At 64.9% G+C, this 22,408-nt stretch carries 28 protein-coding genes and 1 tRNA gene; 15 read left to right on the top strand and 14 right to left on the bottom strand.

Translation table 11 applies throughout. The features are described from left to right. Positions 1-42: 42 nt before the first annotated feature. Both AC4BGC_RS08690 and AC4BGC_RS08685 read right to left on the bottom strand, forming a co-directional pair. A complete protein-coding gene (locus AC4BGC_RS08690; protein WP_490555198.1) occupies positions 43-357 on the bottom strand; it encodes a type II toxin-antitoxin system PemK/MazF family toxin in 315 nt (104 codons plus the stop codon). A 3-nt stretch (positions 358-360) separates the two neighbouring features. Further along, positions 361-594, bottom strand: coding sequence for a YlcI/YnfO family protein (locus AC4BGC_RS08685; protein WP_490555197.1), 234 nt, complete (start codon positions 592-594; stop codon positions 361-363). Positions 595-932: 338 nt separating this feature from the next. Between AC4BGC_RS08685 and AC4BGC_RS08680 the strand changes: the two genes are divergently transcribed. From AC4BGC_RS08680 to AC4BGC_RS08670, 3 genes are all read left to right on the top strand, one after another. Then, positions 933-1,214, top strand: coding sequence for a hypothetical protein (locus AC4BGC_RS08680; RefSeq protein ID WP_490555196.1), 282 nt, complete (start codon positions 933-935; stop codon positions 1,212-1,214). Between the two features lie 152 nt (positions 1,215-1,366). After that, positions 1,367-1,441 (top strand) — tRNA-Gln (locus AC4BGC_RS08675). 27 nt (positions 1,442-1,468) lie between these two features. Continuing rightward, a complete protein-coding gene (locus AC4BGC_RS08670; RefSeq protein ID WP_490555195.1) occupies positions 1,469-3,727 on the top strand; it encodes a hypothetical protein in 2,259 nt (752 codons plus the stop codon). Positions 3,728-3,883: 156 nt separating this feature from the next. Here the strand turns inward: AC4BGC_RS08670 and AC4BGC_RS08665 are convergent, their stop codons facing one another. Both AC4BGC_RS08665 and AC4BGC_RS08660 read right to left on the bottom strand, forming a co-directional pair. Further along, entirely contained in the window at positions 3,884-4,138 is a 255-nt protein-coding gene (locus tag AC4BGC_RS08665; RefSeq protein ID WP_490555194.1) for a hypothetical protein, read from the bottom strand. A 256-nt stretch (positions 4,139-4,394) separates the two neighbouring features. After that, positions 4,395-4,751 (bottom strand): hypothetical protein, encoded by a 357-nt coding sequence (locus AC4BGC_RS08660; RefSeq protein WP_490555193.1) that lies wholly within the window; start codon positions 4,749-4,751, stop codon positions 4,395-4,397. Positions 4,752-4,930: 179 nt separating this feature from the next. On the opposite strand from AC4BGC_RS08660, the gene AC4BGC_RS08655 reads away from it, so the two are divergent. Further along, on the top strand, positions 4,931-5,212 hold the full coding sequence (locus AC4BGC_RS08655; protein WP_490555192.1) for a hypothetical protein: 282 nt from the start codon (positions 4,931-4,933) through the stop codon (positions 5,210-5,212). 90 nt (positions 5,213-5,302) lie between these two features. Here AC4BGC_RS08655 and AC4BGC_RS08650 read toward each other — a convergent pair whose 3' ends face one another. From AC4BGC_RS08650 to AC4BGC_RS08635, 4 genes are all read right to left on the bottom strand, one after another. Then, positions 5,303-5,587 (bottom strand): hypothetical protein, encoded by a 285-nt coding sequence (locus AC4BGC_RS08650; RefSeq protein WP_490555191.1) that lies wholly within the window; start codon positions 5,585-5,587, stop codon positions 5,303-5,305. Positions 5,588-6,139: 552 nt separating this feature from the next. Then, positions 6,140-6,442, bottom strand: a complete 303-nt coding sequence (locus AC4BGC_RS08645) for a hypothetical protein (RefSeq protein ID WP_490555190.1) — start codon at positions 6,440-6,442, stop codon at positions 6,140-6,142. A gap of 371 nt (positions 6,443-6,813) precedes the next feature. Further along, complete coding sequence (locus AC4BGC_RS08640) at positions 6,814-7,179, bottom strand: hypothetical protein (protein ID WP_490555189.1); 366 nt, start codon at positions 7,177-7,179, stop codon at positions 6,814-6,816. 234 nt (positions 7,180-7,413) lie between these two features. Then, positions 7,414-7,689: a hypothetical protein gene (locus tag AC4BGC_RS08635; RefSeq protein ID WP_490555188.1), complete on the bottom strand. Its 276-nt coding sequence runs from the start codon at positions 7,687-7,689 to the stop codon at positions 7,414-7,416. 443 nt (positions 7,690-8,132) lie between these two features. Between AC4BGC_RS08635 and AC4BGC_RS08630 the strand changes: the two genes are divergently transcribed. Together AC4BGC_RS08630 and AC4BGC_RS08625 are read left to right on the top strand one after the other, a co-directional pair. Next, a complete protein-coding gene (locus tag AC4BGC_RS08630) occupies positions 8,133-8,402 on the top strand; it encodes a hypothetical protein (RefSeq protein WP_490555187.1) in 270 nt (89 codons plus the stop codon). Between the two features lie 83 nt (positions 8,403-8,485). Beyond that, the gene (locus tag AC4BGC_RS08625) at positions 8,486-8,923 is read left to right on the top strand and encodes a hypothetical protein (RefSeq protein ID WP_490555186.1); all 438 of its coding nucleotides are present in this window, start codon (positions 8,486-8,488) and stop codon (positions 8,921-8,923) included. 94 nt (positions 8,924-9,017) lie between these two features. On the opposite strand, the gene AC4BGC_RS08620 is transcribed toward AC4BGC_RS08625, so the two are convergent. Next, on the bottom strand, positions 9,018-9,614 hold the full coding sequence (locus AC4BGC_RS08620; RefSeq protein ID WP_490555185.1) for a hypothetical protein: 597 nt from the start codon (positions 9,612-9,614) through the stop codon (positions 9,018-9,020). Positions 9,615-9,873: 259 nt separating this feature from the next. Between AC4BGC_RS08620 and AC4BGC_RS08615 the strand changes: the two genes are divergently transcribed. From AC4BGC_RS08615 to AC4BGC_RS08605, 3 genes are all read left to right on the top strand, one after another. Beyond that, positions 9,874-10,338, top strand: coding sequence for a PH domain-containing protein (locus AC4BGC_RS08615; protein ID WP_490555184.1), 465 nt, complete (start codon positions 9,874-9,876; stop codon positions 10,336-10,338). Positions 10,339-10,703: 365 nt separating this feature from the next. Then, entirely contained in the window at positions 10,704-11,204 is a 501-nt protein-coding gene (locus tag AC4BGC_RS08610) for a hypothetical protein (protein ID WP_490555183.1), read from the top strand. A 365-nt stretch (positions 11,205-11,569) separates the two neighbouring features. Next, entirely contained in the window at positions 11,570-12,187 is a 618-nt protein-coding gene (locus tag AC4BGC_RS08605) for a hypothetical protein (protein ID WP_490555182.1), read from the top strand. 589 nt (positions 12,188-12,776) lie between these two features. Here AC4BGC_RS08605 and AC4BGC_RS08600 read toward each other — a convergent pair. Then, on the bottom strand, positions 12,777-13,130 hold the full coding sequence (locus AC4BGC_RS08600; RefSeq protein WP_490555181.1) for a hypothetical protein: 354 nt from the start codon (positions 13,128-13,130) through the stop codon (positions 12,777-12,779). Between the two features lie 225 nt (positions 13,131-13,355). Between AC4BGC_RS08600 and AC4BGC_RS08595 the strand changes: the two genes are divergently transcribed. From AC4BGC_RS08595 to AC4BGC_RS08580, 4 genes are all read left to right on the top strand, one after another. After that, a complete protein-coding gene (locus tag AC4BGC_RS08595; RefSeq protein ID WP_490555180.1) occupies positions 13,356-13,766 on the top strand; it encodes a VOC family protein in 411 nt (136 codons plus the stop codon). A gap of 156 nt (positions 13,767-13,922) precedes the next feature. Next, positions 13,923-14,399, top strand: coding sequence for an META domain-containing protein (locus AC4BGC_RS08590; protein ID WP_490555179.1), 477 nt, complete (start codon positions 13,923-13,925; stop codon positions 14,397-14,399). A gap of 376 nt (positions 14,400-14,775) precedes the next feature. Then, positions 14,776-16,980 (top strand): carbon starvation CstA family protein, encoded by a 2,205-nt coding sequence (locus AC4BGC_RS08585; protein ID WP_490555178.1) that lies wholly within the window; start codon positions 14,776-14,778, stop codon positions 16,978-16,980. Continuing rightward, the gene (locus AC4BGC_RS08580) at positions 16,977-17,165 is read left to right on the top strand and encodes a YbdD/YjiX family protein (RefSeq protein WP_490555177.1); all 189 of its coding nucleotides are present in this window, start codon (positions 16,977-16,979) and stop codon (positions 17,163-17,165) included. The genes AC4BGC_RS08585 and AC4BGC_RS08580 overlap by 4 nt, the downstream gene beginning before the upstream one ends. Before the next feature lie 418 nt (positions 17,166-17,583). Here AC4BGC_RS08580 and AC4BGC_RS08575 read toward each other — a convergent pair whose 3' ends face one another. Then, positions 17,584-18,531 (bottom strand): alpha/beta hydrolase, encoded by a 948-nt coding sequence (locus AC4BGC_RS08575; RefSeq protein WP_490555176.1) that lies wholly within the window; start codon positions 18,529-18,531, stop codon positions 17,584-17,586. Between the two features lie 80 nt (positions 18,532-18,611). Here AC4BGC_RS08575 and AC4BGC_RS08570 point away from each other — a divergent pair, with 80 nt between their 5' ends. Both AC4BGC_RS08570 and AC4BGC_RS08565 read left to right on the top strand, forming a co-directional pair. Beyond that, positions 18,612-19,163, top strand: coding sequence for a TetR/AcrR family transcriptional regulator (locus AC4BGC_RS08570; protein WP_490555175.1), 552 nt, complete (start codon positions 18,612-18,614; stop codon positions 19,161-19,163). 275 nt (positions 19,164-19,438) lie between these two features. Beyond that, positions 19,439-19,948, top strand: coding sequence for a cupin domain-containing protein (locus AC4BGC_RS08565; protein WP_490555174.1), 510 nt, complete (start codon positions 19,439-19,441; stop codon positions 19,946-19,948). A gap of 272 nt (positions 19,949-20,220) precedes the next feature. Here AC4BGC_RS08565 and AC4BGC_RS08560 read toward each other — a convergent pair whose 3' ends face one another. Genes AC4BGC_RS08560 through AC4BGC_RS08550 form a run of 3 tightly spaced genes read right to left on the bottom strand, consistent with a single transcriptional unit; the run spans position 20,221 to position 22,303 of the window. Next, the gene (locus AC4BGC_RS08560; RefSeq protein ID WP_490544246.1) at positions 20,221-20,595 is read right to left on the bottom strand and encodes a metal-sulfur cluster assembly factor; all 375 of its coding nucleotides are present in this window, start codon (positions 20,593-20,595) and stop codon (positions 20,221-20,223) included. Next, on the bottom strand, positions 20,592-21,050 hold the full coding sequence (gene sufU / locus AC4BGC_RS08555; RefSeq protein ID WP_490544247.1) for a Fe-S cluster assembly sulfur transfer protein SufU: 459 nt from the start codon (positions 21,048-21,050) through the stop codon (positions 20,592-20,594). Before sufU ends, AC4BGC_RS08560 begins: the two co-directional genes overlap by 4 nt. Beyond that, positions 21,050-22,303: a cysteine desulfurase gene (locus tag AC4BGC_RS08550; protein WP_490555173.1), complete on the bottom strand. Its 1,254-nt coding sequence runs from the start codon at positions 22,301-22,303 to the stop codon at positions 21,050-21,052. Before AC4BGC_RS08550 ends, sufU begins: the two co-directional genes overlap by 1 nt. Positions 22,304-22,408 lie beyond the last annotated feature (105 nt).

Below are 22,408 nucleotides of genomic sequence, written 5' to 3'. Positions count from 1 at the left end.
CGCCGCGGCAATCTCATGCTGCAGTCGGTGCACGCCTGCGGGTCATTCGAGAACGGGCAACTCGAGGTCGTAGGCCAAGACCACGGCGTGCGCCAGCTGAGCCTCTTGCTCGGCGCTGAGGTACCCGACGGTGCGACCGAGCAGGTTCACCGGGACGGTGATGACATTGTCGAGGGCGACCACGCAGTCGTGATCCAGCCCGTTCTCGGGTCCGACCAGGACCTCGCTGGACAAGCCCTTGATGGTGGTGGTGATCGGAGCGACCGTCACCTTGGTCATCGCGGCCCTTGCCGCTTCGCGGGTCAAGACCAGTGCCGGCCGGGTCTTGTCGAGACGGACCAGGCAGATCTCGCGCACCGATCAGTCCTCGACCTCGAGGTGGGTGCTGCTCCACTGCACCAGATCGTCCAGCTCGTCGGCGGGGCCGTGCTCACGTAGGGTCTGTGCGTCTTGCTCGGCAGCCTGTCGACGCATCTCCCGCTCCACCGCGGCTGCGACGAGCGCGGCCCGGCTGGGAGCCTTGCCAGTGGCCACGGCGCGGTCCAAGAAGGCGACCATCTCGGCGGGGAGGCGAACGGCGATCTGTGTGCTCATGCGACCCATTGTACCTGGACGCATCCCATTGTGGGATGCGCACGCTCATGCCGCGATCCGCGCGGTTATGGCCCATGGCCTCTGTCGGACGCTGACATGATTGGCAAGTGAGCGATCCGGTCCAGAGCCAGTCCCTGTGGGTGCGCATGCACGATTGGATCCCCGTTGAAGCCGAACTGCCCGACCCCCTGCCTGGGTCCGTCCTCCAAGGGATCGGCCTCAGAGTGCGGGGTGCACTTGTACCTTCAGGCCCTGGAACTGTTGAGGGACTCGTCAGGTGTGAGCCCGCCGGAGTGGAGTCGTCGCGCACGGTCGAGTACCTCGTCAGTGGATCGGCGGTGGATGCGAGTGACTTCAATACCGATTCGGGGCACGGCGGGGCGGACGTCGTACTGACGGTGAACGGGTCCGCGATCCAGGTGCAGACGGACGGGTGGGCACGTGACGTGGTGGCGGGCTCCCGCCTAAGTGTGCGAGGCGAACTCCTGGTGATCCCGTTGTACGAGTGGGCAGACTTCGATCTGGTGGACACGCGCGGCACATGGGCAGTCGAAGAGACACTTCGACTGCCCGACGGCGAGATGTTGCTTCGACTGCGCCTCACGCCAGCATCCACCTGATCCGCCGGTGGTCGAACGTCCGCTCATGCCGCTGACCGTGCGCCGCAAGAGGTGCCGCCCATCGCGTCTTGCGAACGAGATCGGGGGTAGGCGCGCGCTGGTTCGAGAAACCTGAGCGCAGGTGCCATGTCGCTCACTAGGGTGGCTTCCATCGGCGTGTAGCTCAGTAGTAGAGCACCGGGCTCTGGACCCGGAGGGCGCAGGGGCAGGACCTGCCACGTCGGCCATACCAGCTACCCGGGCAGGCGGGCGCGATGACAAACGGCTACGCCCTTGGGCAGTTGGCACAGGCGTTCCTCACGTCAACGACTCACGAGAGCCCTGAGGTTCGTCGCCGTGCGGACCGTCGCGCGCTGCGCTGGACTCAGGCGATCGAGGGAATGGCCGACGGCCGTTTGGCTGTCGGGTCTCGGATCCCCGTGCGTGGGCTTCCGGCATGGGTGACTCTGGAGGTCTTGCGAGGCGGATTCGCGACCGGTACGGCCTCGGCTGAGGTGCCCCTCCAGGCCGATGAGAGGGCAGTGGCACGCCGACAGGGGTTTGCTGCAGAGCGTGGACTCATCCTCGGGTACTTCCTGACCGACTCCGGGCTAGAGGAGCTGTACGACCTTTTGGACTCAGGCGCGTATCAGGTCGAGATTCCGGAGGACGCCATACTCCTCACGATCGCGTGGCTGGTGCGGGCGGGGGATCGCGAAGCCGCTTTCGACGTCCTTGACGCTGTGGCACCGCTGACACAGCGGCTCCGGCTAGCGCCCAAGATCGCGACTGCTCCGACTTCGCCGCCCGACTTCGTCTTCCGCATCGCTGCAGACGAGGCCGCCAAGGCACTACGGGCCCGAAAGCCGAATCCTCGGGTAGAGGCGCAGCGCGAAGCCTTGACCGTATGGAACCCGTTGGGCGACCGGGTGCTCGACCTGTGGCTCGAGAGGTACGGGAACGACCTGGCTCCCATTGCCGTAGACCCCGCGTGGACAGGCAAGGCGGCAGCACTTGTTGAAGAGTACGAGCGGCTCGCTGAAATCCACACGCGCTGCACGAAGCATCGCAACCCGAAGCAGAATCTTGCGATTCTCATTCGTGGCCTGAGAGCTGCGAGCGCGGGTGAGGACCTTGAAACCCGTGAGTTGGGGCTCCTACGTCGCGCGATCGATGCTTCGGTGGCAAAGCGTGGGATCCCGGGGTCCTCGGGGCACGCAGGCTTGCGCGAAAGGCAAGCATCCATCGCGGCCGCCCCCGCGCACAGCCGGCTCGCGATGATCGCCGCTGACCGCCTCAGCGGGCTGGTTGCTACCGAGGGCATTGAGCATCCGGAGTCGTTCGCTGGCGAACTTACGCCGGAGGAGGCGGCAGAGTCCGGAATCGCGCAGGGGTCGGCAATGCCTCCGATCGTTGCAAGACTTCTCACCCGCGCGCATGCCGCCCCGGTCGAGGACCTCCTCGACGAGGGGGTGGTGCCATCGGCTGAAGTGCTTGCCGCACTGGTGCCCCGTATCAGTGCCACCGTCGTGGCCTCTGGCTTCACAGACCAGTCTCTCGCCACCCTGGCGGCCGCGAACTACCGCGCGTTCCGACGGCGCCGCTCACTACTCTTAGTGAACCTCGAGGAGCAAGTCCAAATCACCGAGCTTCCCTGGGTACGCGCCGTCGCTGGGCACAGTGAAGTTGCGACCGACGACGCCATGGCCGTGGCCCTACGCCTGGGGGCCCTGGCGCTCGATCACTTCCCAGCGACCATCACACCGAACCCGCTGGTCCAGGAACTCCAGCAGCTTCTCTCGCAAGCAGCCCATGACGTTCCCCTTGTCGAGGAACTCGCGGCCGACATATTCATGGGTCGATTCTCAGACAAGTTCCGCACGGCCGCGCAAGTCGCAGCACGAGTCGTCGACGGAACGCTCTACGCGCACTACTACGCAATCGACACCGCCCAGGTGCTGAGCCTTGCGGCACCGCCCGGGAAGACGTCCCGATGGGCACGGTGGCGCACCCGGGCCACTAAGCCTGGGCTGAGTTTTAGCGAGCTATGCCGGGCTCGGGCAGGGGAAGCACCTGCTGACAACTGGTCCACTGCCGCAAACGGCACGATCATCGAGCAGGCTCAGATCCTGACCACCCACAACCTCGCTGCCATGGTCTCGATCGGCATCCAGCCAACAAGACCTTGGATCGACCTAGCCCGCGCGGCGTTCGATCAAGCTGCCGACCTCCTTGATCTCGCGACTCGACAACGACGCCCGCTCGCGTCCGTGAAAGACGCTGCCTACGCCTGGCGTCAGGGAGTCTTTTTCCTGAGCCTCGCCGGGCCGGCGGAAGCGCAGGCTCTACTCAGCGACGCCTCCGTCGCTGCCTCCGGACCAGCGGTGTTGAGAGCTCTCCTCGGCGATCTGGCCGCCTTGAATGCAGAACATGCACTCGACACGAGACTCCCACCGTTTCTCGGCTGGACCGTGGAACGACACTGGATGCTGGACGCCATCGGCCACGTCAGAACCGGGTCCCTAGACTTCTGACCGGCCGCGTCTTTGCGGCGAATGTCACCACTTCGAACGTCCGCATCTGCCGCGAAGTGCGTTGTCGCGCGGAGTTGCATGCGTCAGCATGCGTGGACCTGTGGCCCGGCTGCCAGTGAGTCGGCGCCGGCGCAGGGAGATCGACGCTTGGGCGGGTCAGAGCGCGGCGACGGCCATCCGCTTTGCCCGGGCGAGTGCGTCAGGCACCGTCAGTCTGATCACCTCGCCGCTGCTCTTGTCGACCAAGCGGGGCCCGTTTGCGACGGGCTCGACGCCCCGCTGGCCGCCGCTCGTGTCGAGGACCAGCAGGAGATATGCCTCCGCGTCATGTCGCGCCCGCTTGCGATCGACGCGAAGATGCGGAGAGTCCAGTGTTGCTTCGACGGCAGCAACGGCGTCGTCCAGGGTCATGTCGAGAGGCCTTTCCTAGGCGCTACGCTCCTGTGAAGCGCGGTGCAGCAAGCGGTATTCCCCCTGGCGATCTGCACGGCGGGGGCTGCCCGTTCGAGCCGGGCCGGGTCCGGGAAACTCACTCCTCGGCGGGAGGTGTCGGGGTTCCCACCTTCTCCGGCCATCCGGATCTGCCGCGATGCGCGCGATGCGCCAAGGCGACTCGCGTGCCTAACTGGGTGTGTCCCTATTGACCGCCGCGCGCCGGACCGCGCCCTTACCGGATCTGGCCGATGTCCGGTCGGTCCCTGCCGTCCGCAGGGAACACGAGAAGGTCGCCGTCGGGAAGTTGGGCAACTATCGAGCCCTCGGTGGCAGCCGCGGCCCGAATGAGCGAGTCTGAGGTGTTCTGGTGTCGCGGCCGCGAGAACTTGAAACCGCGCGCCCCGAATGATCTCAGGCTCCTAGTCGCAGCCCTGCGTTCAGTCGATGCGCAGGCCAACCAGGCCTCCTCGCGCGTGGACGTGTCGTGGACCTTGCAGGTAACGACCACCAGCCCTGGCGAGAGGTACCACCACCCAAGTAGGTCGGCGGTCATGTCGTCGAAGCGTTCACGGAACTCGTCCGGGGTCATCTCCAACTCGAGTCTGCGGATTGTTTGGCTCGCCTATCGTCTGTCACGGCGGGGATGATCTCGTCTCGAGCTTCGCGCGATCGGTGAATACACGAGACAACGTCCGGATCTGCCGCTCATTGCGCGCTCGGTGCCGATGAGTGAGGCGGGACGGCGAGTGTGTGTCCTATGGTGCACAGATGCCGGCCATTCGGATCTTTCAGGACGGCAGGCGGGTGCTGCTCGACGGAACGAAACTCGACCTTGAACATGTCTGGCTCAGTCATGAGGATGCTCGGTTGGTGTCCGAACTCGCTGACTTCGTGGTCCATGCGACTGGTCTTGGGACGGCGGATATCTCGTCGGACCGGGATCACATCGTTGAACTGCTGGCGCGAGTCGACGGGAACAGGGGTCCGGTGGGGGCGCGGCGCTACCGGTCAACTGACATGGTGGTGCTTGTCCTTCAAGAGTTTCACTGAGGTCTAACGGCCGCCCGCAAAATCCGCATCTGCCGCGATCCGCACTCTTGTCGATGGTCGCGTAGTGGCAACGTGAGAACGAGCCCGGGTTCACTCCCAGATGAAGAGCCCAACAACGACCAAACCGACTCCAAGAACTAGGAGTGCGTTGCGAAGGCGGTTCAGGTTCCTGGGAGGTGCATCGGGACTGGCAATGATCGCCCCGACCATCACGAGCACGGCGACACCGATCAGGGCGAGGCCGGGTGTGGGACCAAGTTCCTCGCCCCATGCCAGCGTGGAGAACAGCGGTGCCATGAAGAGGAAGGCAACCAGCAGGCCGGCCAAAACGCTCATCCAGTTCAGGACCTGATTCCGCCAGGCAACCGATCTCATGTTCCGGACCCTATGCCTGCCGGGCGGCCCGAGCATCCGCATCTGCCGCGATCCGGGCGATCGCGCCAATCAGTGGTGCGATTGAGAGCGCATGGCCAGACGGCGGCGTCGGCAGCGCCATCAATCGTCCAGGCAGGCAGCTTGAAGTCAACAAACTGCATCGCTTGGCGCACTAAGATCAGTAAATGCCCCCAGCGCAGGAACAGCCCGCACCGGAACCTGCGCCTGCCTCTCCCCTCTCGTGGCGGAGGGTGATGGCGACAGTGTCACTTCCCGTATTGGCCGTCTCGGCCATGCAAATCATCTTCGCCCTTGCGGCGGGTGAAGACATCAACTGGATCGCACAGGCCCTCGGGGCGGTCTTGGTCTTCCTTCTCCTCACAGTCTTGGTCCTCTGCGGACAGCGCCTCGCTCGCTCGAACGGGTAGTGCGCCAGAGGCCCTAGTCGTGGAGCCGTGCTCCTGCGGGTGCTGGGATCGCACAGAAACGCACTCACATACCGCTGATCGCGCGCTCGTGCCGAGATGAGTGTGTCCTCCGGCGGCCGTTCGATCAGGGCTTCGAGTCCACTCGGCGTTCGTGCATGCGCGCGTTCCAGTGCTGCCACGGAACCCAAGAGCGGTCACCCAGAAAACTCAGTCGCCAGAGCAACATGGCCGCCGGCCAGTAGGCCACGGCCGCGATCAGGGCCGCGGGCGTCCTTCGGCTTCCGGCCGTCCATGCCGCATGGCCAAGCGCGTTGGCCCATGCGTCGACGGCGAGGAAACTGACGACCCAGCCGACGACGATGGCAATGCCCCACACCCGCCGCGCCAACTTGGATGACCGTCGATGCTTCCAATCACCCGCCGCCACGTCCCAAGTGTTTCACCTCTGGCCGCGTTTCGTGGGCGGGGGAAAGGTGGCGAGTCCCGTCAGGCGCAGTATTGCGCGGAGCTGGCTCGATCCGAGCGGGTATGCCGAATGAGAATGCGTTCCTCTCCGGTGAGACCTACGCTGTGGCCGAACCCGCCCAAGGCGCATCTAGCCGGTAAGGGTGCGTCCTGCCCGCCGCATGGCGAGGGTGGCTGCCCGTTCGTGCCGGGCCGGGTCCGGGGAACTCGCTCTTCGGCGGGAGGTGTCGGGGTTCCCACCTTCTCCGGACATCCGCATCTGCCGCGATCAGCGCGGGGCGTATCGCGGGTCAGCAATTCCTTGTCCGTCGCGTGGCCTGGGGCTGGTCCCACCTACTCGAGCATCACCCATACGAGGGTCCAGAGGAGATACAGGAGAGGCGTGCCTAGGACGACGAGGCGACCGAACCCCGCTAGTAGTCGCGCGGTCTCCGGTCGCTGGCCACGGATGCCGATCCCCAAGGAGCCGAGCGCGAGCGAAAGCAGCCCGAAGAGTCCGTAGAACTGGGCTTTGAACATGAACTCGTCACGGGGAGTGTCATCGAACTCGACCATGAGGGCTTGTCGCAAGAACCACAGCCCTAAGCCGCACAAGACAAGTCCGCCCACCATCGCTATGAATCCGTCTCGCAGAACGGCACTGGGCCGCCATGCTGTGACGGCCTCCAGCTGGGAGGTAGGGACCTGCTCGGGCGTCACCACCACAGTCTGCCCACGGTCGGGTGCAAGGTGTGCGCGAACTTCCGCATCTGCCGCGAATTGCGCTCCCTACGCGCGGGCAGGCGTGCCAGACTGCGTTGGTGACTTCATGGCGAGACTCCGTTCCTGAAGCGGTTCAGGAGGAGCTCGACGGCCTGTTCAACGTCGCCCTTGATGCGGCGTCGGAGTTCTTGGTCAAGAACGGCGAGTTCGTCCCCTTCGGCTTTTCAGTCGCTAATGAGAACGATTTTCGGGGCGGATCCGACCCTTGGTGAACATCCGCCCTCGACCGAGGTGCTCAAGTTGCTCGGCGAAGGAGCCCGCGCAGACCGTGAACGGCTTCGAGCTGTCGCGTTCGTGGCCGATGTATCGCTTCGCGATGGCGGCGATGCCGTGCGCATCGAGCTCGAACACCGAGAGGGCGCGGTGCTGGAAATCCACCTCCCGTACAGGCGTCGAAGGTTCGGCGGCAAGCTGACTCTTGGCGAGATGTTTGTGAGTGAAGGACACTCTCAGGTCTGGGCAGTCTGAACGTCCGCATCTGCCGCTGATCGGGCTCCCTGCCGAAATGCGCGGCCCTATGGTGGTCCCGTGAGCAACCCTTTACGTCGCGCCTATCGTGACGCCTGGCGAGTCCGACAGCAGACAGGGAACGAGTCGCTTGATCTACTGCTGGACCACCTGCGGGCAGAATCCGCCGACCCGGTGTGGTTGGAGCCAGACGGGGAGTTGCACAGGTGGCTGATGGGGGTTTGGGGGCGCGGCGTCTCGCCTCGAGGGATGACTGTGGAAGCGGCCAAGAAGATGGGCAGCCTCATTCCGCGCATCGTAAAGCCGTATCGAGAGATTCTTCGATACATGCGCTGAGAGGCCTTGCCGTCCGCATCTGCCGCTGATCTCGCGCTCGTGCCGAGTCGGGTGGGTTCGGGCTAACGGCGTGAGAACCTCTGCGCATGACCACTGCGGAGCCGGATCAGCGCCGACTGTTTCTCTGCGCAGCGGGGTTGGCGACGCTATTGGTTGCTGGTCTCGTGTTGGCCTCGGCCTGGTTCGTGTCGTACCCCCCAGCAGTGCTGCAGGGGGCATGGCTGCTGGCTGTGTCGGCGATGACCGCTGTGGTCGTACTCGCCTTTCGGCAGGCTAGAGCAACCGGCAGCACCTTCTTCGCGGCAATCGGTCATGGTTTCAAGGCGCTGGGACAGTTCATCCTCGCCTTCTTCTAACGACCCAGCGGACCGCAACAGCAACGTCTGCATCTGCTGCGAATGCGCTCTCTACGCGCGGGCAGGCGTGCCAGACTGCGCCGATGACTTCATGGCGAGACTCTGTCCCTGCAGCCGTTCAGGAGGAGCTCGACGGCCTGTTCAAAGTCGCCCTTGATGCGGCGTCGGAGTTCTTGGTTAAGAACGGCGAGTTCGTCCCCTTTGGGTTTTCAGTCGATGACGAGAACGAGGTCGCGATGTTCGGGGCGGATCCGGCCCCTGGTGACCATCCGCCGTCGACCGAGGTGCTCAATCTGCTCGGCAAAGGAGCCCGCACAGACCGTGAACGACTTCGAGCTGTCGCGTTCGTGGCCGATGTATCGCTTCGCGATGGCGGCGATGCCGTACGCATCGAGCTCGAGAACCGAGAGGGCGCCGTGCTGGAAATCCACGTCCCGTACAGGCGTCGAAGGTTCGGCGGCAAGCTGACTCTTGGCGAGATGTCTGTGAGTGAAGGACACGCTCAGGTATGGGCAGTCTGAACGTCCACATCTGCCGCGATCCGCGCGGTCGTAGCCGATGAGCGAATGTTCGGGAGTAGCGACTCTGCCGACCCGAGCAGGCGGCTGCGAACCGTCAGTATCGGTTTGATCTACGACCCCGCTTCAAGGTGCGCTTCGCCTCAGGGCCTAGGTAGGGGTGCTCCGTTAGTTGCCCAAGCAACTCCATGGCGGCTGGTGTACGCAGGCCGATCAGCCCGTCTAGGAGCAGGGTCCGATTGTTGTCGGAGTCGTCGTTGAACAGTTCGAGGAAGCGGTCCTCGTGCTCGGGTGTGACGGTTGCCGCGACCGCGACCGCGAGCCCTTGGACTCCAAACTCGGATCTAGCGCGATCGGTCACATACATCTGATAGAGCCTGTCGAACGCGAACGCGGCCTTCTTTGGCACTGCCAGCTTTCGCGCGATGCCGTCGATCGTGCCGTCGTCATATGGCCCACGGAGATGGTCAAACAACACGCGAAGCACCGCGGGCGAGTTATCGGCTTGCTCTCTGGTCATGTACCAAACCGAGTCCACCTCGACCCCGACCTCGGCGAGGTCCGCCAGCAGCAGTGCTTCGTGTTCTCTGCACTCCGCGGCTTCCGCGGCCTCCTCGGCGAGCGCCTCTTCCTCGCTCTGAACGTCCGACGCAGGCAACTCAGGGCCTTCGACATGCTTGACTGAGGGTTTCACGCGATTGATCGCAGTTTGCAACATGCTTCGGAGGCCAGGCATTGTTGAAATCTACCGCGCGGCAGCTGGACCCAGGTCCGAGTTCATCCCGGCGTCGTTCGCGACCCGATCGTGCGGTTGGGGTACGAACGCGCGGATCTGCCGCGGACGGCGCACCACCCAAATTGGCCAGCGCTCCCGATCCGACGCATGCGATTGATCGCTGCGAGCGCGACCAAGAAGACTGCCCTGGAACCCTCCTTGGTGGAGACTCACCAGCATGACGTCTAACCAGGTGCGACCGACTGGTGCACCGATGAAGGGCATCGTGCTGCGCACGCCCAAGCTTGTGCGAGCCCTCGCAGTTGGCGCGGCGCTCCTGTTCACCGGATTGGCGTGGAACGCGCAAGCCTCGACCTCATCTTCAACGCCGGAGTGGTTTCTCGTCTTTGCGTTAGTCGTTGGATACCTCTTCTGCTGGGTCGCGGCGTTTCGCCCACGGGTCAAGTTGGACGAACGGCACCTTGCGGTGATCAACTTTCTGCGCGCCTACCGAATCCCGCTCGCGCACATCCAGGATGTAGAACCCTCCTTCGACGGGATCGTGATCAGCACGAGGGATGGCAGACGAGTCACCGCCGTCGCGGTTCAGCGTCCCAACCTGTGGCTCTTCCTCAAGAGGCGAAGTAGGAGCGACGACTTCGCAGCCGAGATCCTCCGCCGCGCGGGAAGCAGCGAACACTGACCAGCACTCAACGTCCGGATCTGCCGCGACCCGCGCGTGGTCGTGTCGATGAGCGAATGTTGCCACCACAGCCATGGAAGTGTGTGCCTATGTCGGCGCGTGGGGCGAAGTTGCGTTACGAGGCAGCGCACCTCGTAGAGGCGATTGATTGTGCACGTGGCGATGGTCGCTATTTCTTGGTGAAAGCACTTTGCGACCTGCCCTCAAATCAACGTGAGGATGCGCTAGCGCAAGCGCTGGGGAAAGACCTACGACTAGGCGAGCGCCAAGTTGTACTTGCCGAACTCGCGCGGCTACGACCGACGACGTATCTCGCGCCTCTGATCGAGACGGGGCTCCGGTCCCGATCTATCAACGTTCAGCAGATGGCTGTTGCCAGCCTTCCCGGGTTGGTTCGCGAGGGCCTGGCGCCTGCACTCGCGGATCAGGTTGAGGCCTGGCTGCGCCGCAGGCTCGCGAACCCGCGACGAGAAGGCACATGGGCAATGTGGGAGATACCTAGCGCTGCCCTATCGCTGTTGCCGTCGTACGGAACAGACCGCGTCGTCGCACTGCTCACTGACCTTGACCCATGCATGCAGGCAGAAGAGCGGGACACCTGGCGGTCACTGAAGACAACGGTGAACGACTCCGGGGCATTAAAGGAGGGGCTGGTGGACTGGATGCGCGAGAACAATCACCCGACTACGGAGTCCGATCCGCGCGACCCGACCGCGGAGGTCAGCGTCGACCGAGTGATGAAACGGCTGGGTTATACCCCTGACAACCCCGAGAGTGACGTCTACGACTCCCTTGCGGCGGGCTTTGATGTACCGCCATACGTGATTGGCGTAGGCGATAATGGACGGTTCACGAACGAGGGCTGACCAGCAGAACGTCCGCTCTTGCCGCTATCTGCGCGCCGTCACCCCGATCTGATCCTGCGAAGATGATCCCGTTCATCCTCGGCGATTCCTGCTGGGTGGGCCGATTGACGCGTGGGCGAGCGAGTTCAGCTGAGCCGCGAGCGACTCGGCACCTAGCAAGGATCGCTCAAGGACTTAACCCTGTTCCTGCTCGGACTGGCGCTCGTAATCGCACCGATCTGGATCATCGGGGAGCTTGTATTCGACCCGACCGGGTGATTCCGGCATGCTCGCGAAGTTCGGTCATGGGATGACCGCGTGCGGTCCTTGTCGTAGTCATTCCCGGAAAGGGCCCTACGCCACTGGTTGGCTGGGAGACTCTGCGCGTGAGGATCGCGAGCCCCGACATTGAGCCGACCCCTGGGGCTCGGCCGCGGCGTTGGAGTCAGCGGCGCACGGTCGGCCTGGTCCTGCTCGTGGGGGCCATGCTCGGCGTCGCGGCAGGTGCTTGGTGGTGGACGCATCCTCGGGCGTTCATGAGCGGCGCCGGCGCCGAGATGAAGCTCGACACGGTGCCACTGGATGACGTCCCGTTCTACGTCGGCTTCGCCCATGCCGGAGCAAGCAAAGGCTCCGAGACCGTCACCCTGCGCTCGGTGCGGGTACGGCTGCGCGACAACACCGCTGGGGAGACCGCGAGCGTGGCGGTGTGCACGCCCCGTCCGGTCGCCGAAGGCACAAGCGCCTTGGGGAGCGGTACGGCTGCAACCATGCCCGACCTCGGCAAGTACTGCACGAGCCTGAGGCCGGTGCGTCCCGGATCAAAGATGCGGCTCGAAGACGGCGGTCAATACTTGATCGCGTCCATCTCTGCATCTCGGCCCGGACACGCGATCTTCGCGAATGCTGATCTGACCTACAGCCGCGACGCAAGTCACCTGTACCAGCGCGGTACCCAACACATCGAGATCGGCACCATCACGACCCTGCGGGTTAGTGAATAGATAGCTACTCCTGCCCAGGGTTCACTTCTACGGGCATCAGGTGCACAAGAAGGTTCGTCGTCCACCCACCGATGCTGGCATCGACATCCTCATCTGGCGCGATCCGGGCGATCGCGCCAATCAGTGGTGCGATTGAGAGCGCATGGCCAGACGGCGGCGTCGGCAGCGCCATCAATCGTCCAGGCAGGCGGCTTGAAGTCAACAAACTGCATCGCTTGGCGCACTAAGATCAGTAAATGCCCCCAGCGCAGGAACAGCCCGCACCGGAACCTGCGCCTGCCTCTCCCCTCTCGTGGCGGAGGGTGATGGCGACAGTGTCACTTCCCGTATTGGCCGTCTCGGCTGTGCAAATCATCTTCGACCTTGCGGCGGGTGAAGACATCAACTGGATCGCACAGGCCCTCGGGGCGGTCTTGGTCTTCCTTCTCCTCACAGTCTTGGTCCTCTGCGGACAGCGCCTCGCTCGGTCGAACGGGTAGTGCGCCAGAGGCCCTAGTCGTGGAGCCGTGCTCCTGCGGGTGCTCGGATCGCACAGGAACCGTTCACATGCCGCCGATTGCGCGCGCGTGCCGATGTGCGTGCGTATCGACTAGTGAATGGGCCGTCCGGCTCGACGCCACCAGGCAGCAATCAGACCAGCGCCAAGCACGGCCAGCACCGCTGTCAGGACAGCGAACATCCGGGCGTCCTTCGTGTCATCCTCGAACCCGTTGGTGGAAACGACAACCCACAGGAAACCCGTCATGAAGGACGACACCAGGCACAGGTAGCCAGTCTTCATGAGCGCTCGGTAGCGTCCCCGCCGGACAGCGAAGGAAGGCCTGCGAAAGACCGTCTCCTTCGCCTCGTCCACAGCAAAGTCACCGATAACCATGAGGACTATCCAGCCGAGTCCTGATAGGACCACCGCACCCACTGCAAGAAGGGATGCCTGGGTCACCACCGCACAAACGGTACTTCACCACGCCTGCCATCGCGGGTGATTGCAGCCCTCAACAACGTCCGCATCTGTCGCGAAGTGTGCGGTCCTGTCGATGGGCGAACGTTCCCCGCACCACAGCAAAGAGAGCGGTGCCGTGAAGGCACCTCTCAACTCTTCGATGAGGATTGAACCCGGTCGCGGTCCCTACCGATGGACCAACGACACCAGACCAGAAGGAACGTGCTGATGCCAGACCGCGCCGCACAGTCGATCATGGTGAGCCTGCCCATCGCCGACCGACCAGCATCGTCGGCGTTCTACCGAACGTTCCTCGGGCAGGATCCTTGGGGCGAGCCGCAAGACGACGGTGAGCCGGAGCCGTTGCAGTTCGTGCTCAACGACGGCACAGGCTTGATGTTGATCCCCACAGGTGGTTTCGCGTGGGTGGTCGGGGACGATCACCAAGTCGCCGGACCCGGCCAGGTTGAGGTCTTGCTTAGCCGAGCAGCAGCTGGCGAAGAGGAGGTTCGATCCTGGTGCCTCCTCGCGGTGTCCGGGGGCGGCCGGATCGTGGCCGAACCTGATCGCCAGCCGTGGGGCTACACCGCCGTCGTCGCCGACCCAGATGGCCACCTGTGGCAACTCGCCACGGACTGACGGTCTAGCTCTGACGCCGCCGTGCATGTCACCCGGGCGCAACGCGCGTCACTCCTTTGCCTACGAGCGCTTCAATGTCCGGATCTGCCTCGATCCGCGCTGGTGCTGTGAGCACGTGCTATCCCATGGGGACCGACCGGGTCATCATTGCGTCCCATGAACGTGACCTCTGGACCTCGCCTCGCTACGGCAGGGACATTGATGACCTTGGCTGCCGTACTTACGGCATGCGGAGGGAGCGCCAAACCTTCTGCCGAAACGTCAGCAACCCATGGTGCCGGGGTCGCCGGCTCGACGTTGAATGGAGTTTGGACCGTACGAGAACTGCACGACCGAGAGGGGCACGCCACGCTCAGGTCCTCGTATGCCGGCAAGGTGCAGTTGACCTTCGATGGCGACACCCTGACAGGGAACACCGGCTGCAACTCCATCTCAGGCCCTTACCGACAGTCGGGCCATCAACGGCAAGACCTCGTGTTCTCCAAGAACATGTCCACAACCTTGGTGGGTTGCCCCGACGAGCCACAGCTGATGCAACGTTTGCTCGACGTCCGACACGTAAGCGGAGTTGGTGACGTCCGGTATCTACGCGACGCAGACGATTCTGTGATCGCGGAGATCCGCAGGGCATAGCCATCCGATCCACCTCGCGGATCTGCTGATGACCGGGCGCGCGATCGTGCCGATGTGCGGGCGGCGGAATCCCGCGTCAGGGACCTTCCGCGGCTCCCCTGTCCGCACCGAAACGACCACGACGTGGATCGCCCGGGTGACCGAGGCGACATGATTGGGTATCCACGAAGGAATCATGGGTCGCCTCTGACACGACGCGGTGAAAGCTGCTGGTCGGTAGCGTGACCGTCGTTCTGACGGTGTAGTCGACAGGACGGGCCGACCAGCACATACGGACCCGGAACATCTGCACGATCCAGCAGCATGAGGTGGCTGTGGGCGGATACTGATCCGGTGCAGGGCCTGCCGGGCCCGCAGGACGCTCGAGGAGGACCCCATGTCGACGACCATGTCCGGACGCACCAGGCCCCCTGGCGGCAAGCCGCGGATGAGTAAGAAGTCGGTTGCGATCTGGGGGGCGGTCGCCGTTGTCGGAGCCGTCTGCTGGAGCGTGCTGGCCCTCTCCCGTGGTGAAGACGTCTCCGCGCTGTGGATCCTGTTCGCTGCCCTCTCGTCGTACGCCATTGCCTACCGCTTCTACGCACGCTTCATCGCCTACCGCGTGCTCGAGGTCGACGACACCCGGGCCACCCCCGCCGAGCGCCTCCAGAACGGCCGTGACTTCGACGTCACCGACCGACGGGTGCTGTTCGGCCACCACTTCGCGGCGATCGCCGGCGCGGGACCGCTCGTAGGTCCCGTGCTGGCCGCGCAGATGGGCTACCTGCCGGGCACCATCTGGATCATCGTCGGTGTCATCTTCGCCGGCGCCGTCCAGGACATGGTTGTTCTGTTCTTCTCGATGCGCCGCGACGGCAAGAGCCTGGGTCAGATGGTCCGCGAGGAGATCGGCACCATCGGTGGGATCGCCGCCCTCATCGCCGTCTTCGCGATCATGATCATCATCCTCGCCGTGCTGGCGCTTGTGGTCGTCAACGCGCTCGCTGAGTCGCCGTGGGGCGTCTTCTCGATCGGGCTGACCATCCCCATCGCACTGTTCATGGGCTTCTACCTGAGGCACTTGCGACCCGGCCGTGTTGCCGAGGTCACCGCCATCGGCGTCGGCCTGCTGCTGCTCGCCATAGTCGGTGGCGGCTACGTCGAACAGATGGGTCTCGAAAGTGCCCTGACGCTCTCCCCGGAGCGGCTGACCCTCGGCCTGGTCGTTTACGGCTTCGTCGCCTCGGTCCTGCCGGTCTGGATGTTGCTGACGCCGCGCGACTACCTGTCGACCTTCATGAAGGTCGGCGTCATCGCCCTGCTGGCCATCGGTCTACTGTTCGCCGCGCCGGTCCTGCAGAACGAGGCCATCACTGACTTCGCCATCGAGGGCACCGGCCCCGTCTTCGCCGGAAAACTCTTCCCGTTCGTCTTCATCACCATCGCCTGTGGCGCGCTGTCCGGCTTCCACGCGCTGATCGCGTCGGGGACCACGCCCAAGATGGTGGCCAAGGAGAGCCACGTCCGAATGATCGGCTACGGCGGCATGTTGATGGAGTCGTTCGTGGCGATCAGTGCCCTGATCGCTGCCTCGGTCATCGACCCGGGCCTCTACTACGCGATCAACTCGCCGATCGGTGCGACCGGCGGCGACGCGCAGACTGCCGCGGAGTTCGTGAAATCGATCGGCTTCTCGATCAGCCCCGACACCCTCACTGCGGCCGCGGCGTCGGTCGAGGAAGGGACGCTGATCTCCCGCACCGGCGGCGCGCCGACCTTGGCGTTCGGCATGTCGTCGATCTTCACGACCGCTTTCGGTGGCGGACTGGCGGCGTTCTGGTATCACTTCGCGATCATGTTCGAGGCACTCTTCATTCTCACCGCTGTCGACGCCGGCACCCGGGTCGGCCGGTTCATGCTGCAGGACACCATCGGCAACGTGTGGCCGAAGTACGCCGACCTGTCCTGGAAGCCCGCCTCCTGGTCCGCGAGCGCGATCGTCGTCGGGCTGTGGGGCTACATGCTCTACGTCGGGGTCACCGACCCGCTCGGGGGCATCAACCAGCTCTTCCCGCTGTTCGGCATCGCCAACCAGCTGCTGGCCGCGATCGCACTGACCCTCTGCGTCACGCTGCTCATCAAGCACGGCAAGGTGAAGTGGGCCTGGGTGCCCGGAATCGGCCTGGCGTGGGACCTGATCACCACCATGACCGCCAGCTACCAGAAGGTGTTCTCGTCCAACCCGAAGATCGGCTACTTCGAGCAGCGGTCGACGTACCAAGCAGCGATCGACAACGGCGAGGTCCTGGCCCCCGCGACCGACATGGACCAGATGCAGACCGTCGTCACCAACTCCACGGTCAACGGCACCCTGCAGTCCATCTTCGCGATCCTGGTGATCATCATCGTCGCGAACGCCCTCGTGATCTGGTTCAAGGCCATCCGCGCTGGCGGGCTGCCCACCACCGAGGTGCCGGCTACGAAGTCCGACATGGTGGCCCCGTCCGACTTCTTCGCCACCAAGGAGGAGAAGCAGGCGGTCCGCGAGTGGGAGGCTAGCCACGACCAGGTCGGCGCCATGGGAAGCGGTGACCGGCAGTGAAGGCCGCGGTGCTCCGTGCTGGACGTGGTCTGCGCTGGTACCTCCGGCAGGCCACCGGCGAGGCCAAGTGGGACGATTACCTCGCCGTGTGCCGCGAGCAGGGTGCCGAGCCGATGAGCCGCCGCGAGTTCGAGCGTCGCCGCGCCGACCACCGCGAGGCGCATCCCCAGTCCCGCTGCTGCTAGTGATTGCGAGATTGTCCCGTGGAAGCGCACTCACGTGCCGCGATCCGCGCTCTCGTGCCGATGTGCGGGCGCCCGCCAGGCAAGCGGGGGTTCTACAAGGTGCGGACAGGGCGACGAAGTCTCCAGCGCTCACGAGCAAGTCGAACTCCAGTCGCAACCCGCCAAGTTGCTATGAAAAGCCCCAACCCGGCGAGGAACCACAGGAAGGATCGAACGGCAGTGTCGGACTCCCCGACCGCCCAGTAGAGCGCAAGTCCTGCCATCGCCAGCCAGAAAACGACCCCCAGAGCGGCCTGCCCCACGCTGTCGCTCTTCGGATACCCGCCCACTCTTCTAGAGTACGAGCCGGGGCTCGAACACGTCCGGACATGCCGCGATCCGCGCGGACATGCCGACGTGCGACGTCCGGCCGGCCCCCTCAGTCGCGACCAGGTGCCGGGACCTGGGCGCGCAGGAAGTCCAGTTGGTCGGACACCACCTGGTCGAAGTGTGGTTCCACGTAAGGGTCGAAGTGCCCGCAGTCATAGACGTGCACGGTCGACTGGGGCATCTTGGCGGCGGCTCGTTCGGCAACTGGGCGTGGGGTGACGGCGTCGTGGGCGGCGATCTGGACCAGCGCCGGGCAGCTCACGCGAGCTGCGTGCCTGGCTGGCGAGTAGAGGCCGATCTTGAGAGTGACCCGGGCTGCGACGTAGGCGGGGTAGTCATCCTCGACCAGACCGGACGCGTCGATCTGACGCGCGAGACCCGGCGCGGCGTCCGGGGTGGTCATCACGGCGGTCGTGCCGGGCTCCCCCACGGCCTCGACGTAGACAGGAGGACGTCGGAGCAACGCCGCGACCTGATCGAGGACGGCTGGTCGCATGAGACGCAGAGCTGGGAACAGGCCGGTCGCCCGCACGGCTGCGGGACCGCTGACGTGCGGGACCTGCGCGATGATCGCGGCGAGCCTCTCGCCCCGCCCCGCCAGGGTGATGACGTGCCCACCTCCGAACGAAGTGCCCCACGCGACGAGCCGCTCCGGGTCGGCGCCCGGCAGTGCGCGGGCGAAGCTCAGCGCAGACCGCCAGTCCTGAAGCTGCATGCCCACGTCGAGCAGCTGCCGGGGGCTGCCTTCGCTCTCCCCGAACCCGCGGTAGTCGAAGACCACGACCAGATAACCGGCGGCGACGAAACGCTCGGCATAGGCGTAGAGCCGCAACGCCCGGACCCCGCCGAAACCGTGACCCATCACGATGACCGGCCTGCGCTCATCCGCGGCCGAGGGATCGCCGACGGGACGATAGACCCGCGCCGCGCACGTCGTCCCCTCGGAGCGGAATGTCTGCTCCGAGGTGGTGAACGGGAGCTCAGAGGAGTTGGGCACGGGGCCTCCCGGCGTAGTTCTTGAACGGAATGCGAGAAAGGCTCGCCTGCTCTTGAACAGCAGTCAAGATAAGGTGACCCATGCCTCGAAACCGCCGGCCGCAGGACCGCGAGGAGAAACGCGCCGAGATCATCGACGCAGCCGCCGGACTGTTCACCGAGGCCGGCTACGACCACACCTCCATGGCCAAGGTCGCAGCGAGCGCCGGAGTCACGACGAACACGATCTACTGGTACTTCGAGGACAAGGACGCCCTTCTCGTCGGCGTGCTCGACCACCTTCTCAGCGAGTCACTGGCGGCTGCGTCACTCCATGCCGACGAGCCTTGGGTCGACCAGGTGCTGTGGGCGGTCGAGCAGCTCGACCAGTACAACCGCCTCGTCACGGACGTCCACGCAAGAGCCTCGACCTCGCCCACCATCGAGACCTGGCACAAGAACTTTCACGACCTGATGGACTCGCTGATGGCCAGCGGTTTCCGCGGAGTCGGCGTAGCCGAGGCTGACCTGGCCGCAATGAACCGGATCGGCGCCTTCGTCGTCGAAGGACTCCTCATGCACCCACACACGGGGCCGAGTCGACGAGCGATCGTCGAGCAACTGGTCCGCCCTCGCGGCCATCTGAGCGGGTAGCTCGCCTTTCGCTCGGCATGCGCAACGTCCGGTAGTGCCGCGAAGTGCGCTTGCCCCTTGGCGCGGTGGGTGTCGCTGATGCCCCGCCGGCCCACCGACGAGCAACCTCACGAGTTTGGCTTGCTGTCACGAAGCGGTTCTCGCCTGCCCTTTCAGGTATCCCTATTCGGTCCTACTCTCGGGAGAGAACCTGTCGGTCCCCCCGGCCGAGCTACCGGACTTCTCGGGCCGGCAAGGGGTGGAGCCATCTTTTCCGATCGAGAGGAGGCGTGGACATGGAGCCGGAGCGCCTGTCGATCAGCCCCGAGGATGGCGAGCAGCTGCAGATCGGCGCCGGTCTGGGAGTCGTGTTCAAGATCGAGGGAAACGAGACAGGTGGTGCCTTCTCAGTCGTGGAGCACCCTGTCGAGGCTCGCACGCTCGTGATTCCACACGTGCATGAGCGGGAGGATGAGTATTCCTACGTCCTTGAGGGCGAGATCGGGGTTCGAATCGGCGACCAGGAGTTGACCGCAGGGCCAGGGTCATACGTGCTGAAGCCCCGTGGCATACCGCATACCTTCTGGAACCCCACAGATCAGCCGGCTCGCCTTCTCGAGATCATCTCGCCTGCAGGGTTCGAGATGTTCTTTCGCGCGTTGGCCTCTGTACTCGCAAACCCCGGTGAACCCGACCCGGCCGAGATGGATGCCCTCGACGACCGGTACGGCGTTGGGGGCCAGGTGGGCCAGATGGACTGGATTCCTGACCTGGTGCAGCGCTACGGGCTGAACTCAATGCTGTAGTCGTCGCGGGTCAGTCACAAGACGAACCTCCAGCCGGGCGCTGCGCTCAAGAAGCGAGCCCGACGTCTGGTCGCCGCTGGAGTACTTTTCCCGCCACCCAGACCCGCTCGGTGGGCTGGATCGCGAGACACACGTTGCACGAGCTGGTCCACCACCTCCTGACCTCGAAGAGGGTGCCAGGCATGAACGGTTCAGGGTTCCTTGACGGCACACCGGGACTGGCCATGATCGTTGCGATCATCCACGAGCACCGATGCTGCTCGCAGGCGAGCTCAGACGTTGAAGCCCAGTGCCCGGAGCTGCTCGCGGCCGTCGTCGGTGATCTTGTCCGGACCCCACGGCGGCATCCAGACCCAGTTGATCGTGACATCGCCGACGAGGCCCTCGAGGGCCGTGTTGGTCTGGTCCTGGATCACGTCAGTCAGCGGGCAGGCCGCCGAGGTCAGCGTCATGTCGAGCACGGCGTTGGAGTGCTCGTCCAGGTGCACGTCGTAGACCAGGCCGAGGTCGACCACGTTGATGCCCAGCTCGGGGTCGACGACGTCCTTCATCGCCTCGAAGACATCGTCACGGCTCGCGGTGGCGGTGCCGACACCGGTTGCCTCGGGAACCTCGGGCAGGTCGTCGTGGTTGGCTGTCTCGGTCATGAGTCCTCCTTGGTGATGACCTGGGCAGTGGCGTCTTTGAACGCCATCCAGGAGAGCAGGGCGCACTTGATGCGTGCGGGGAACTGGGCGACACCGGCGAACGCGATGCCGTCCTCGAGCACCTCTTCGTCGGGCTCGACCTTGCCACGGCCGTGCATCAGCTCGACGAAGGCCTCGTGCGTCGCGAGGGCCTTGGTGACCGGTTGACCGATCACGAGGTCGGCCATCACGGAGGTCGCGGCCTGGCTGATCGAGCAGCCCTCCGCGTCGTAGGACACGTCGGTGACGGTCTCGGCGCCCGGCTCGCCCTCGAGCTGGACGCGCAGCGTGATCTCGTCGCCGCAGGTGGGGTTGACGTGGTGCACCTCGGCCCCGAACGGGTCCCGCAGGCCTGCATGGTGCGGGTTCCGGTAGTGGTCGAGGATGATTTCCTGGTAGAGGCTGTCGAGATCCATCACGTCACCTTGAAGTACTTCTTGGTGTAGTTGATTCCCTCGATCAGGGCGTCGATCTCGTCAGGTGTCGTGTAGAGGTACGACGAGGCGCGGGTCGAGCTCTGCACGCCGTACCGCTTGTGCGCGGGCTTGGCGCAGTGGTGACCGGCGCGTACGGCGATCCCGCGGGCGTCCAGGGTCTGGGCGACGTCGTGCGGGTGGACGCCCTCGATCTCGAAGGACACCGCTCCCCCGCGCATCGTCGGGTCCAGCGGGCCCATCACCGAGACCCCGCCGACGGTGGCGAGCCCCTCGAGCAGGTAGCCGGTGATCGTCTGTTCGTGGCGGTGGATGTTGTCCAGGCCGATCTCGCGCAGGTAGTCGACGGCGGCACCGAGGCCGACCGCCTCCACGATCGGCGGGGTGCCGGCCTCGAAGCGGTGCGGGATGGCGGCGTACGTCGACTTCTCCATCGTCACGGTGGTGATCATCTCGCCACCGCCGAGGAACGGCGGGAGCTGCCCGAGCAGCTCCGCCTTGCCCCAGAGCACTCCGATACCGGTCGGGCCAGTGACCTTGTGCGCGGTGAAGGCGAGGAAGTCGGCGTCGACGGCCTGCACGTCCACCGGCAGCTGCGGGGCCGCCTGGGAGGCGTCCACGACGACCACAGCACCCACCTCGTGGGCACGGCGGGCGATCTCGGCGACCGGGTTGATCGTGCCGAGCATGTTCGAGACCCAGGTGAGCGCGACGACCTTGGTCGCCGGCGTGATCAGCTCGTCGATGTTCGACAGGTCGAGCTGGCCGTCCTCGGTGAGCCCGAACCAGCGCAGCTCGGCACCCTTGCGCTCGGTGAGCAGCTGCCACGGGACGATGTTGGAGTGGTGCTCCATCTCGGTGATCACCACCCGGTCCCCGGCCTTCACCTCCAGCGGGCCGGCCCAGGCCATCGTGTTGGCGACCAGGTTCAGCGCCTCGGTGGCGTTCTTGGTGAAGATCACCTCGTCGCGCGAGGGCGCGTTGAGGAACGCCGCGACCTTGTCGCGGGCCTCCTCGAAGGCCGCCGAGGACTCCGCACCGAGCTGGTGCATCGCCCGGGCCACGTTGGCGTTGTGGTGCTCGAGGTGGTCGACCATCGCGTCGATCACGCACTGCGGCTTCTGGGAGGTGTTGGCGCTGTCGAGGTAGACGAGCGGCAGGTCACCGCTCATCCGGCGCTCCAGGATCGGGAAGTCCTTGCGGATGACTTCCAGACCGGGCAGTAGCCCTTCCATCAACCGGACTTCCTTTCCATCATTGTCGCTGTCGGCGTTGTAAGAGGTGGTGCGGGGCAAGGCGGAGGGGCGAAGGCGGCCTTTGAGCGAAGCGGGCCGTCGAGT

Source organism: Nocardioides sp. Z38_18 (genome assembly GCF_058215695.1).
The sequence above is the reverse complement of the archived record's forward strand: the minus strand, read 5'-3'. Positions and strand labels throughout refer to the sequence as shown.